Origin of the sequence: Secundilactobacillus silagincola (assembly GCF_002583405.1) — a bacterium.
GTDB classification, from domain to species: domain Bacteria; phylum Bacillota; class Bacilli; order Lactobacillales; family Lactobacillaceae; genus Secundilactobacillus; species Secundilactobacillus silagincola.
Genome location: NZ_BCMJ01000004.1, coordinates 156,464 through 169,832 on the forward strand (window position 1 = coordinate 156,464; position 13,369 = coordinate 169,832).

The following is a 13,369-nucleotide window of genomic DNA, read 5'->3' on the forward strand; positions in this document are numbered from 1 at the left end:
CCTTTCTTACAACTTATTTTCTAAAGATTGTAACACCTTTTATAGAAGCTGTAATCTACAACAAAAAGCGGTCTGAACTTCCGTTTATGGAAGCACAGATCGCTGTACTCTTAATATCCTAAAATTGGTAAACTTTAGCCTCATATGGTCTTAATTGATCCTTTAAATCGTCATCATAATTCGAAATCAAAAGTTGCTTGTCCTCAGGCAACTCGTATTGCCGCATCAATGTCTTAGCCGAGAAGTTCACGATCACAAACAACGTTGTATCGGCATCTTTTCTGGTATAAGCATAAACGTCCTGATCCTGCTCATTACCTGGTAACAACTCATATTTGCCATCGGTGATCACTGGTAATTCATGACGTAGCTTGATGAGTCTTTGATAGTAGTAAAAGACTGAATCTGGATCAGCAAGCGCCTGCTTGACGTTGATCTGCTGGTAATTTTGGTTGACTTTCAACCATGGCTGATGCTTGCTGAATCCGGCGTTTTCACTGTCATCCCACTGCATTGGTGTTCTGGCGTTATCCCGAGAGTGAAATTCGATGTACTTCATCATGGTGTCTGAGTCAATCAACTTCTCATCGGTAACTAACTGCTTGTAAATATTGTGCGTTTCCAAATCCTGATAATCAGACAACTGTTTAAAGTGGGCGTTGGTCATTCCGATTTCTTCACCTTCGTAGATGTACGGTGTCCCTTGCAGGAAGTGCAACAAGGTGGCTAACATCTTGGCTGACTTGACCCGGTACTTCGTACTGTCATTACCAAACCGTGAAACTGCCCGGGGCTGATCATGGTTGTTCCAATACAGTGAATTCCATGCTTTGCCGCCGAGTTCAGTCTGCCACTTGCCCAAACTGTTACGTACCTCACTTAGGGTAACGTGCCGATCGTCCCACTTACCGAACACGGCTTTTTTATTGCCGTCTAGAGAAACATGTTCGAACTGAAAGACCATGTTTAACTCAGTTTCATCCAAATTGGCGTACTTTTTAGCATCATCAACCGTCGAACCCGGTGCTTCACCAACCGTTACTAAATCATGCTTGTCCATCACGTTTTGGTGCATTTCCTGCAAAAATTCATGGACTCGGTGGCCATTGGCAACGATGGGTTCAACGTTAGCATACCGCTCACCGTCAGCTAACTTACCATCTTCGTACTTGGCTGGCTTAGAAATAAGATTAATCACGTCCATTCTAAAACCGTCTACACCCATGTCTGCCCACCAGTTCATGATGTCATAAACTGAATGACGTAGCTTGGGATTCTCCCAGTTCAAATCAGGTTGTTTCGTTGCAAAAAGATGCAAGTAATACTGACCTGAAGCTTCATCAAACTGCCATGTTGATCCAGAAAAGTATGAACCCCAGTTAGTGGGTTCGTGTCCGTCCACTGGATCACGCCAGATATAGTAGTCGCGGTACGGATTTTCCTTACCTTTGCGGCTTTCTTCAAACCACTTATTTTCGTCCGAGGAGTGGTTGACTACTAAATCCATCATAATTTTCAGACCTAATTTGTGAGCCTGACTTAATAGCTCTTTGAAATCATCCAAATTACCAAAGTCTGGATGAATCGCACGATAATCGCTGATATCATAACCATTATCTACATTAGGTGATTTGTACATTGGATTTAACCAAATGATGTCTACACCAAGCTTTTTAATGTAATCCAACCGTGAAATAATCCCTTGAATATCACCGATACCATCATTATTACTATCCTGAAAACTGCGTGGATAGACTTGGTAGACGACGGCGTTTTGCCACCAGTACTTTTTTGTTTGTGTCATGTTATATTCTCCCTAATTTAGGTTTACTCAAACGTTTGAGCTAATTTCTAAAATAAAAAGCAATTCTCTAAGTAATCGCTTACATCCTTAATTATAGGGACTCTAGTTTTAATGTCAATGACCGACTGGTATAATTTGTACTAGAAACTTGAGGTGAGATAACTGATGGTCACTATCAAAGACATCGCAAAGCTCGCCGGTGTGACCCCTTCAACGGTATCCCGGGTACTCAACCACGCCGGTGGCTATAACGATAAAACCAAAACTAAAATCGAACAAATCGCAGCCTCACTCCACTATCAAAAAAACGAAGCCGCATCAAACCTAGTCGCTAAAACTTCAAACTTGATTGGGGTCATCATTACTGACTCTAAATCCAGTTTTGCTTCCCCCATCATCGATAGTGTGGAAGATACTGCGTACGCGCACGATATCCGCATCTTGCTGGCACACTGCGGTTTAAACGACCCCAAGCGCCTACGCTTTTGCCTTGATCTCATGGCTGGTCAGAAAGTCAGCGGTATTATTTCCGTAGCTGTACAGTTTGATGATGATAATCTAAACTACCTAGAATCCATTAATATCCCGTTGATCTCGCTAAACGTGACCGTCCCACATCATCCTTCGATTGAAATTGATGACGTTCAAGCCGCTCACGATGCCACCACGTTTCTCATTAACCGTCATTATCGCAAAATTGCTTTAGTGGCCGTTGATCATAGTGACCCACAGACCGGTATCAAGCGAATCACCGGCTATAAAAAAGCGCTGGCAGAAGCTCATATTTCGCTTGATCCTGACTTGATTGTTAAAGGCGACTTCTCCTTTGAAGCTGGCGTTAAAGCTGCTAAACACTTATTAAGCGGCGATGATTGGCCAGATGCAATTTTTGCTGCCAGTGACGATGCTGCAGCGGGCGTGCTATCTTACGCTTATACCCATCACATCAAGGTTCCTGGGAAATTAGCCGTACTTGGTTTTGATGATTCTCACGTTGCTCAAATCGTGACACCAGCTCTAACCACCGTTAAACAGCCCTTTTCAGAAATGGGACGACTGGCCGTGCAAAAAATTATGGCGCATGATCTTGCTGAGAATGTGACGGTACCTTATGAGATACTAACGAGAGACTCTGTCTAAGAAGTCGTGACAGAAGTTTATTCCTGACATTTAATGCAAATAATACAAATAATGCCTATTCTGAAAAATCAGAATAGGCATTATTTAGATTAAATTCATCTACCAAGTCAGTTATATCACCATTTTCCAAAACGTGTTCAAACAAGCAGACAGCTGCATGTAAAGGACCCCCAGCACAAATCCCAAACCCATGGTCTTTCCTTTCACTTTGCTGAAATATGCTCAAACAAGCAGAGAGTTGCAAATAAGGCCACAGGCAACAGAAATCCAAACCCGGGATTTCCGTTGCCTGTGGCCTTATTCTCCACTCTCTAAACGCTTGTTTTCACACTCTATTTCATTTACGCCCTTTTTTTCTTCTTTTTACCCGGCTTATCACCAACGTACTCAACGGCTCGCAGTTCACGAATCGTTGTAACCTTGATTTTGCCTGGATAAGTCAATTCGTCTTCAATCTGATTCTTCACGTTTTCCGTCAATTCAGCACTGGCTTCATCATCCAGCACCTTTGGCTTAACCACGATTCGAATCTCTCGACCAGCTTGAATAGCGTAACTTTCTTGAACACCTTTTTGATCGTTAGCAATCTTTTCCAAACTGTGCAAGCGATTGATATACTCTTCAACTGACTCACTTCTGGCACCAGGACGGGAACCTGACACGGCATCCGCTATGGCAACCAATATTGAAATTGGTGAAGTTGCTTCAACGTCACCATGGTGAGCAGCAATCGCATTGATTACAATTGGATCTTCACCATAAGCTTTGGCTAAAGCTACCCCAATTTCCACATGAGTCCCTTCGATTTCGTGATCAATAGCTTTCCCGATATCATGTAGGAGGCCAGCTCGTTTAGCTAAACGAACGTCCTCACCTAATTCGACAGCCATGACCCCTGTCATCTGAGCAACTTCAATGGAGTGATTCAAAACGTTTTGACCGTATGACGTTCTAAACTTCAAACGACCAATAATCTTCATAAAGTCTGGGTGCATAAAACCAATCTTTAACATGCTGACGGTTCGTTCACCAGTCTGGCGAAGATCCTTCAGTACGTCGTTTTGGGCAGTTTGCACCTGTTTTTCAATTGCAGCGGCCGTAATTTTACGGGAAGCCAACAAGCTCTCAATTGCGATACGCGTCGTCTCACGCCGAATTGGATCATGGGTACTGATCAGCAACAAGTTCGGCTGCTCAGGATCAAAAACCAAATCGGTACCAGTCAACGATTCTAGTAAACGAATATGCTGACCATCACGACCAATCAGCTTACTCTTCGTTTCATTAGTAGGTACCAAAACAGAGTGTTCTGCGTGTTCACGGGGCCAGTCTACTGGTCCGCGTTGAATCGATTCAATAATCAGATTACGAGCAGATTTATCCGCGGACGCTTCAGCGTTATCCGTCAGCTCACGAACCGTCACATCTTCTTCTTGCTCAAGGTTACGAGCCGTTTCTTGTCGAATGTGATCCTTCGCTTCGTTGATCGTTAACTCAGCGCGTGTAGCCACTTCGTTTTGACGGTCAACAAATAACTGGCGCGCCTGACTTTTCGTTTCTGTCAGATGGGTTTGATCGTCATTCAGTGCAGTCTGCGTTTCTTCAATCGCAGCTTGCCGCTGGTTTAACCGTTCCTCCATCTGTTTCAGTGTCACCTGACGCTGTTCAGTTCGTTTCAAACGATTTTCAGTCTCGGTCTGCTGATCTGCTAACTCGGCTTCAGTTGCTTGCCGATCTTCTTGAATCTTCGCTTTCGCTTCAGTGAGATATTTTGTTGCTTGCTGTTCCGCGTCTTTACGCGCGGACTCCCGAAGTGCCGCTGCTTGTCGGGCTGCTTCATCAACTTCGTGCTGGTGCTTTTGACGGCGTAAAATAAAGCCCGCCAACAGGCCAATCACGAGGGTGGCAACCACGATAATCGTATCAATCATGTCGGCACTTCCTCAATCTATAGTTTCGATATACGTTTGTTATTATACGCTATTACGCGTCATTTCTAAAGCGACTGGTCAAGTAAATCACTAGCAGACCAGCTGCGTTTAAGAACAGAACCGTCCACATTACCAGATCCGCACTCATTCTTAAACAAGCCATTGCAGAGATACTAGCTCCCACCACAAACGTTAGGAGTGTCGCCACTAACCATAAGCACTTAGAACGAGCAGCACGATCATGTTCAATTAGCCAATGATATAGCGACACCATCATGTTCTTCGTGTTCCCAGTCATAATTCCATTATTGACCGTTGTATCCTTAACTTCACGAAAACTTGTCAGTTCGTATCCTGATAACCAGCCTAAAATAAAAATCAGTACCAGCTCGCTGAACCACTTCTGACCCAGTGCAGCAATCAGCAGTGTGACTACTACAATACTCATTAACCACAAGTAACGCTGTCTTAAATCCCGTTTATTATTCAGCCAGCTTAACGCGGCCTGTGCCACAAAGCAGCCCAGCGCAAAACCTACCCAGATAGGCAAGCAGACCCACGCTTGACCAATGCCACCACGGGCAAATTTCACCGCGAAAACAACCAGGTTACCAGTCTGTGCGCTGGCAAAGGTTTCGTTATGCGCAATATACGTATAGGCATCAACGGCTCCCATTGAAAAGGTCGCTAGAAAGGTCAGCCAGCTAAATGAAGCTCGATTTGTAGCCATTAGCAACATCCCCCTAAAAAGATATCTGGCTAAATTATAGCATTTACTAATTAAAGTACCGGTCTAAAAAGGCTTTAACCGTACTCCGATATAGTGCAGGAGCGTGCTCATATGATTTCGCATGTTTAGCGCCATTCACCAGCAGCAATCGCTTTGGTCCCTTATCCGCTTTATACAGCGGATAAACCATCCGTGTTGGCACGAAGGTGTCACTTGTGCCGTGAATAAATAACATTGGTTTATGGTTTTTAGCAACTTGTTTCAGCGCACTAGCCTGTTTGAAGGTATATCCGTTCTTAAGGTAATTAATCCCGCTGACTACGGGGACTAACGGATATTCTGGAATATTGTACATTGATTTGGCCTGATATTTAATTTCATCATAAATACTAGTATAACCACAGTCTTCAATGTAGGCTTTCACCTGTTTAGGCGTCTTTTCGCCACTGACCATCATGGTAGTCGCACCGCCCATGCTAGTCCCAAACACCACGATTTGTGACTGTGGCCCGTTTTTGCGAATAACCTGTTTGATCCATTTCAGGTAGTCCAGTCGGTCAGGCCAGCCATAGCCAATGTAATTACCTTGGCTCTTACCGGCACCACGATCATCTGGTAACAGTACGTTGTATCCGAGTTCGTGAAACAACCCTGCGTATTCCCCCATCTTGTCACTGCTGCCACCAAAACCATGGGCAATCACGATAGTTTTATTGGTTTGCTTACTTGCGGGTACGTAATTAGCCACTAATTTAAAATGTTTAGTAGCCGAAGTTTCGTGCCAAACCAGTTTCTTAGTGCCGCGATACCAACTTTTTTCGTGGTATAACGGGTCACTTTTCTTAATGGTGTTACTGTTATTAATAAAGGTCTTTTTACCACGAGCAACCGCCATATTATAGAAGTAATAACCTGCTGAACCAATTCCAATACAGATAACACCGACCACGATCAAAATACCGATCAGCCAGTGTTTTAAACGCTTATTCACTTTTCTGCACCTCATTCTTCAAAAGTATACGAGGTTTATCATACCATATCGCATGTGGGACTTAAATTGAACAAACCACTATGCAAAATCTAAACCAACACCCACAAAACGCTCCGTTAGGGTTACAATAGTAGATAAGAGGTGATGTGCATGTTTTCCGAACGACTCCGGGCGTTGCGCCGTGGTCAAGATTTAACGCTGGGCCAGTTGGCAACCGCCTTAAATCAATTATTTAAACCAGATAAGGAACATCGAAATACCGCAGCTCAAATTGGTAATTGGGAGCGTGGCATCCGGGTTCCTTCTTACATGGAAGTCCGCAAATTAGCAGAATTTTTTGATGTTACCATGGACTATCTAGCCGGTAAATCCGAACGCGATGAATACGACTTGGACCGGTTATTTTTGTCCGGTAAAGAACTGAAATTTGGCGAAAAAGCCTTATCATCCGATGATCGTTACGCCATCTATCAACTGATGAACGGCTACATTCACGGCCGTTCCCGTCGCCTGGATACTAACGATGAGAACACCCCCATTACCCATCAAGAATCACTGGAACTTGGGCTTGATAACGATAAGCAAAATTAAAACAGAACGAGGCTGTGCTATCAGTCTATATTGGCAAGTATTTCAATCAATTTTGAGCTGTAAATAGTTAACACTGTACTTTAGCTCTACACGTCACTATAGCCTAATTACGCGATAAAACTCAGATTCCGGCCATTTAACGCAAATAATGCCTACTCCGCAAGAATCGCGGAATAGGCATTATTCACGTTAAATTCTGGAATCTACCGAGTTTTGTCACAGCTTGTTTATGTCTGGAGGTCCCTTTTTTGAATCCAAAACAAAAGAAAAAACTACTGAAACGCGCGCGCAGTCAGCATACTGCTAAACCATCAGATTACATTGCAACCATGGAACGATACAACAGTCTGTTTGCTGATTTCCCAACGATCAAAATTCTGATCAACAATGTTCTCCAAGCTGACCGCTTGCTCAAACAGGGTCTTTTACCACAAACCCTGCCAAAACTATTACTGCCTGATAATACTCAGGATGTCATTTTCAAACAACTCAACGAAACATTCCCAGCTGGCGATCCTGCTGGTGATAAACGTTGGGATCAATTATCGAATGCCCTGCCTGATCTGGATAAAAAGCTGCGCAGCTTCCGTGATTATCTCGAAGAAACTTACGGGATGTGGGCCTATATCTCAGCACCAGTGGCTAAAGATCTAGCCGATTTCGTTAACGGCCGACCAACACTAGAAGTCATGGCCGGTAACGGATACGTTTCGAAAGGATTGCGTCAAAACGGTCAAACCGTCATTACCACTGACTCGAAGGACTGGACCAAGGAAAACGAAACGGGCAAGCATCCCGTAACTGACATTGAACAGCTTACGGCTAGTGATGCCTTCACTAAATATCAGGACCAAGTCGATGTCATTATCATGGTGTGGTCCCCAGATGGTTTGGAAATAGACTGGCAGCTGTTGCAGCAAATCCGTGCAGCTGATAAGGATTACGACTTTATTGTGATTGGTGAGAAAGATGGCGCAACCGATTCGAAAGTCTTCTGGCAGAATGCGCAGCTGTTAGATACCCCAGCAGTAAAAGCACTGAACAAGCATTTTAATCAGTTTGATTTGATTCATGATCAAGTTTATTTAGTAAAATAAAAAAGAAGCCGAGATTTTCAATCTTCTCAGCTTCTTTTATTTTTATCTACTAATCCTTAAGTTCAACTTGCTTGCCTGCTAAATCAACAGTCAATGGGTCCCCTGACAAAAGCGTGAGGTTAGTCCCATTTTGATCAACTCGGACTTGAATTGAACGTCCCCGGAATTGAATCCGGAATTTATAACTGTTCCACTTCTTAGGGAGGAAGGGTGCGAAGTGTAATTGGTCATTGCGAACCCGCATACCAGCGAATCCTTGAACGATAGCTAACCAGCCACCAGTCATTGAAGTGATATGCAGACCGTCTACCGTATCGTTGTTGTAGTTATCAAGATCCAAACGAGCAGTCCGTTCGTACATCTTAACAGCCTTATCTTCGTAGTGCAGATCAGCCGCCAAAATAGAATGGATAGCTGCAGACAGACTAGATTCGTGCACAGTCAATGGTTCATAGAAGTCAAAGTTCGCCTTCTTTTGTGCTGGTGTAAAGTCATCAATAAAGTCCCAAACACCTTGTAGCACGTCACCTTGCTTGATGTAAGGCGAACGCAAGATCTTGTCCCATGACCAGTGCTGATTGATTGGTAATTGATCAGCAGGAATGGACGAAACCGGCTTAAGATCCTTATCCAAGAAACCATCATGCTGCACGAAAATTCCAAGTTTCTTGTCCTCTGGTAAGTAGAACCGATCAATGATATCTTGCCAGTGCTTCTTTTCGTCTTCAGAAACGCCCAACTTCTTGGCTACTTCTGGAGAAACTTGGTCTAAAATCTCTAAAGTGTACTGCAACGTCCACTTAGCCAGATAGTTGGTGTACCAGTTATTATCAACGTTGTTTTCGTATTCGTCAGGTCCAGTAACACCGTGAATCATGTATTTCTGATTGCGTTCGCTAAAGTGAACCCGGTCAGCCCAGAACCGAGAAATTTCGGTCAATACTTTGCTGCCTTCGTTCAATACATAGCTCTTATCGCCGGTGTAACGCGTGTAATTATAGATAGCAAAAGCAATATCGCCATTTCGGTGAATTTCTTCAAAGGTGATCTCCCACTCGTTGTGGCATTCGATCCCGTTGAAGGTCACCATTGGGAATAAAGCACCTTTCAGTCCTTGTTCCTTGGCATTGACGTAAGCACCATCTAACTGTTGGTAACGATACATTAACAGGTTACGAGTTACCTTAGGATCCGTAATTCCCAGATAGACGGGAACGGCAAAGGCTTCGGTATCCCAGTAAGTTGCACCACCGTACTTTTCACCAGTGAACCCTTTTGGCCCAATGTTTAAGCGGCTATCTTCACCATAATAAGTGGAGAACAGCTGGAAGAGGTTAAATCGAATACCCTGTTGTGATTCAGTGTCGCCATCGATTTCAACGTCGGACTTTTCCCAACGATCAGCCCAGATCTTAGCATGAGTAGCAAATAAATCATCATATGAAATCGCAGCTACCTTACCACTAAGTTCATTCATAGCAGCTTCCAGCTTATCTTGAGTATCATAATCACGGGAAGTGACAACGGTGATCCGTTTGGTGATAACCGTACTCTGGTTAGGGGCTAATTCACCGCTAAATTGGTTAACGACTTCTTTATCATTTGGCTGGTCAACTTTTTCAACATCTAAATCAGCTTCGTTAGTCATCTTGATGCCAACAGTAAACCGTGGTGTGCCAAACGGATTTTCTTTGGTAATCGCAACAATCGAACCATCAGTTGAATTCTGTTGGGTTTTAAGAACATCCCAGAAACGTTCGTCATAGTTGGCGTCTTCGTTTTGAACGTCAGCATCCAAGGCTGATTTAAACATCACCTTCACCGCATCGTTACTCTTGTTAGTGGCTGTAACGCGAATACCGACAAGTTCCTTATTAGCAACACTGATGAACCGTTCGAAGTTCATAGCGATGGCATGACCGTTTTTGGTGACCGTGAAGGAACGGGTCAACTTGGACTGTTTCATGTCCAGATTCAATTCAAAATCCGAAACCTTATCTTTAGCCAGATCAATGGGTTCGCCATCGATCAAAACGTTCAATTTAATAAAGTTGATTGCGTTGATAACCTTACCAAAGTACTTAGGATAGCCATTCTTCCACCAGCCAACCCGAGTCTTATCAGGGAACCAAACACCGCCAAGGTAAATTCCCTTTAAGGTGTCGCCTGAGTAGTTTTCTTCAAAAAATCCGCGCATCCCCATGTATTCGTTACCTAAACTGGTCATTGATTCTTGAAGGCGCTTGTCTTCAGGATCTAATTTATGAGTAACAATATTCCAGGGGGTGACTTCAAAAGTTCGTTTCATATTGGGATAGTCCTCCTTGTTAACTTATGCACTGAGTTTTAATGAACATTTTTGCAAATTAATCTTCGGCGTCTGCTGGTTCTTCTTCAGCATCAGACTTACGAGCCCAAACTTCTTTAACAACACCAACGCTCAAAGCACCTAAAATCAGGAAGATGCCTGACAAGAGAAGCATGGTTGGCATATGTGAACCTAACAGTGGGAATAAGGCGAAACTTGCAACTGAAGCAACGATTTGTGGTAAGCAAATACTGCTGTTGAACAAACCTAAGTAAGTCCCCATGTTTTCTGAATCTTCGATAGCGTTGGTCAAGAACGTGAATGGGAAAGCGTTCATAGCAGCCCATGCGCAACCAATCAGAATAAATGAGAAGAACAACGTGTACTTATCATGAATAAAGAAGATTGAACCGAAACCGAGACCACCCATGACTAAGCTAATTGAGTAGAACAGTTTGTGATGGTTGTTGCCAACCCGTGAAAGAACCAGTGCCCAGATAACGGCAGCAATCGCTTGAACGGCTGACATCACACCATACCAGTTACCAGCAGCTTGATATCCTGCTGAAGCAACGTTAGCAGTGTGCCATACGTTATCAGCAATAGCACCAGTTGAGTAAGTCCAAAGGTATTGGAAGCCCATCCAGCAGAAGAATTGAACAATGGAAACGGTCCAGAAAATCTTTGGTGCAGTCTTTAAAGCTTCAAAAATACCCTTTTTCTTGCTGTTATCAGAAATCCCATGATACTTAGCGTAAGTCACTGGATCGTATTCCTTAACACGGAAGACAGTCAGTAAGCAGCAAAGTAACAGAATAATGGCACCGGCATAGAATGACCAGACAACTGAGTTAGGAACAGTCCCCTTCTTAGCCACGTTAGCAATACCCAAGGCAGTCAATGCGTATGGGAAGATACTTGCCAGCAAAGCACCAGCGTTGGAAGCAAAACTTTGAATCGAGTAACCAAAGCCTTTTTGCTTTTCGTTGACCATGTCACCAATCATCATCTTGAACGGTTGCATCGCAACGTTAGATGACAAATCCATGAACAGTAACGTGATGGCACCAAACCAAAGGGCAGCCATTGAACCATAACCAAACCCAAGGCTACCAGCATTAGGCAGCAAGAACATCACGATCATGGCAACCACAGCACCGATTAACAAATACGGAATCCGACGGCCTAACTTCGGCATCCAGGTCCGGTCTGAGAAATAACCGACTAACGGTTGAACGACCATTCCGGCCAGTGGTGGCAAAATGAAGAAGAAACCTAAATTATTTGGATCTGCACCAATGGTTTGGAAAATCCGCCCCATGTTCGTGCTTTGAAGTTGAAACGCCATTTGGACACCTAGGAACCCGAAGTTGATCAGGAAAATTGTGCTAGTTGGCAATGATGGCAATAAATCTTTTTTGGGCTCAGCAGTTTTTGCTGTCCCATCAGTAACCTCAGTTGCTGATTGTGCCATATGAATCCCTCCTCAAAGAAATTAAAAATGATTGCAAACGCTTTCTACAAAAAACATTATGCAACCGGTTCCATAATAATGCAACCGGTTGCACTAATTTTTTTTAAAAAGAGCGAAACATAAAATTCCGCTCTTCCCTACTATGATAGGCTTCAGCCCCACTCAAAATAATTTTAAAATTTTTTTATAATCAACGGCGTCTAAACCTACAGTATTAGTTGTTTCAGTGGACTTACCTCTCTATAGTAAATGGAATGATCTCCGACCGTTTCTCCGGATCAAGCAAGACTCTGACTGCCGCAGCGCCCATACTTTGTGGATAGAGTTCAACAAAACGGACTGAACTTCCCATTAACAAATCATTCGGCCGATTACGGTTAAAACTGATCAACGGAATGTCGCGATCAAGCTGCCGCCAAAGCAGCTGATAGATCATGACTCCAAGTGTATCATCAGTGGTTACGATCCCCTCTATCGTCTGACGCGTCATCAAAAATTGAGCAACAGCATCATCCAACTGAAGTTGTCCTTGATCAGTTACTTTGAGCACTTCAGTGGGCACCTTAGCTGTAGCCATGGCCTCTTGAAAGCCTAATCGTCGTTGACGTTCGTATCCCTGTTCAGGATCAGATTCAACAAATAACGTCCGCTTAGCATTAAACTTATGTAGCATGTATTCGCCAGCTTTTTGACCGGCTAACCGATTATTGTTGTTAACGAAGTTTTCATCTTCGCTGTTAGGATCACCGATGACAACGTAGTCGACTTTTTGTTCCCGCAGTAGTTTAACGATAGGGTCGTTTTTCTTGGAGTACAGCAACACAAAGTACCGAATAAGGCCTTGCGTGATCAGTGCTGAAACGTTAGCCGTCAATTCTGCCACGGTGTTCGCAATAGCTACTGACAAAACGCCATTTCTCGGCCGTAACTCGCGATTGATACCCATTAAGATATCCACGTAAAACGGATTAGTTGCCAGACTCATTTCACCTGGCGGAAATACCACGCCGATTGCGTTAGATACACCGTTAGTCAAATTCTTGGCATTGTAGTTTGGCCGATACCCCATTTCGTCAGCCAATGCCTTAATCTTATCCTTGGTCTTCTGGCTGATTTTGGGATGGTTATTTAACGCACGGGATGCTGTCGAGACAGACACTCCAGCACGTTTAGCAATGTCTCGGATTGTGACCATGGCGATCCTTCCTTTCACTTTTCTCTATTGTATCAGAATATCAGTGTGCCGTAACGACTTCACGGTTGTTATGAATAAGTTTGTGATTTTCATCTTGTAACTCAAAAA

The 13,369-nt window shown here is 43.6% G+C and carries 10 protein-coding genes; 3 read left to right on the top strand and 7 right to left on the bottom strand.

Going from position 1 to position 13,369, the window contains the following annotated elements; all coding sequences use genetic code 11:
- Nucleotides 1-118 precede the first annotated feature (118 nt).
- The gene (locus tag CES82_RS06385; RefSeq protein ID WP_098824611.1) at nucleotides 119-1,804 is read right to left on the bottom strand and encodes a glycoside hydrolase family 13 protein; all 1,686 of its coding nucleotides are present in this window, start codon (nucleotides 1,802-1,804) and stop codon (nucleotides 119-121) included.
- Between the two features lie 165 nt (nucleotides 1,805-1,969).
- Here CES82_RS06385 and CES82_RS06390 point away from each other — a divergent pair, with 165 nt between their 5' ends.
- A complete protein-coding gene (locus CES82_RS06390; protein ID WP_098824613.1) occupies nucleotides 1,970-2,944 on the top strand; it encodes a LacI family DNA-binding transcriptional regulator in 975 nt (324 codons plus the stop codon).
- A gap of 341 nt (nucleotides 2,945-3,285) precedes the next feature.
- Here CES82_RS06390 and rny read toward each other — a convergent pair whose 3' ends face one another.
- Genes rny through CES82_RS06405 form a run of 3 tightly spaced genes read right to left on the bottom strand, consistent with a single transcriptional unit; the run spans nucleotide 3,286 to nucleotide 6,611 of the window.
- The gene (gene rny / locus CES82_RS06395) at nucleotides 3,286-4,875 is read right to left on the bottom strand and encodes a ribonuclease Y (protein WP_098824615.1); all 1,590 of its coding nucleotides are present in this window, start codon (nucleotides 4,873-4,875) and stop codon (nucleotides 3,286-3,288) included.
- 52 nt (nucleotides 4,876-4,927) lie between these two features.
- Nucleotides 4,928-5,605 carry a YoaK family protein gene (locus CES82_RS06400; protein ID WP_180245686.1) on the bottom strand — a complete coding sequence of 226 codons (678 nt, stop codon included), beginning with the start codon at nucleotides 5,603-5,605 and terminating at the stop codon, nucleotides 4,928-4,930.
- A gap of 46 nt (nucleotides 5,606-5,651) precedes the next feature.
- Entirely contained in the window at nucleotides 5,652-6,611 is a 960-nt protein-coding gene (locus tag CES82_RS06405) for an alpha/beta hydrolase (protein WP_098824619.1), read from the bottom strand.
- 135 nt (nucleotides 6,612-6,746) lie between these two features.
- Between CES82_RS06405 and CES82_RS06410 the strand changes: the two genes are divergently transcribed.
- Nucleotides 6,747-7,187, top strand: coding sequence for a helix-turn-helix domain-containing protein (locus CES82_RS06410; protein WP_098824621.1), 441 nt, complete (start codon nucleotides 6,747-6,749; stop codon nucleotides 7,185-7,187).
- Nucleotides 7,188-7,435: 248 nt separating this feature from the next.
- Complete coding sequence (locus CES82_RS06415) at nucleotides 7,436-8,284, top strand: SAM-dependent methyltransferase (protein WP_098824622.1); 849 nt, start codon at nucleotides 7,436-7,438, stop codon at nucleotides 8,282-8,284.
- A 49-nt stretch (nucleotides 8,285-8,333) separates the two neighbouring features.
- Here the strand turns inward: CES82_RS06415 and CES82_RS06420 are convergent, their stop codons facing one another.
- The 3 genes from CES82_RS06420 to CES82_RS06430 all read right to left on the bottom strand — a co-directional run bounded on the left by CES82_RS06420 (nucleotide 8,334) and on the right by CES82_RS06430 (nucleotide 13,261).
- Nucleotides 8,334-10,592: a glycoside hydrolase family 65 protein gene (locus CES82_RS06420; RefSeq protein ID WP_098824624.1), complete on the bottom strand. Its 2,259-nt coding sequence runs from the start codon at nucleotides 10,590-10,592 to the stop codon at nucleotides 8,334-8,336.
- Nucleotides 10,593-10,650: 58 nt separating this feature from the next.
- A complete protein-coding gene (locus CES82_RS06425) occupies nucleotides 10,651-12,066 on the bottom strand; it encodes an SLC45 family MFS transporter (protein ID WP_098824626.1) in 1,416 nt (471 codons plus the stop codon).
- Nucleotides 12,067-12,298: 232 nt separating this feature from the next.
- A complete protein-coding gene (locus CES82_RS06430; RefSeq protein ID WP_098824628.1) occupies nucleotides 12,299-13,261 on the bottom strand; it encodes a LacI family DNA-binding transcriptional regulator in 963 nt (320 codons plus the stop codon).
- Nucleotides 13,262-13,369: the final 108 nt, after the last annotated feature.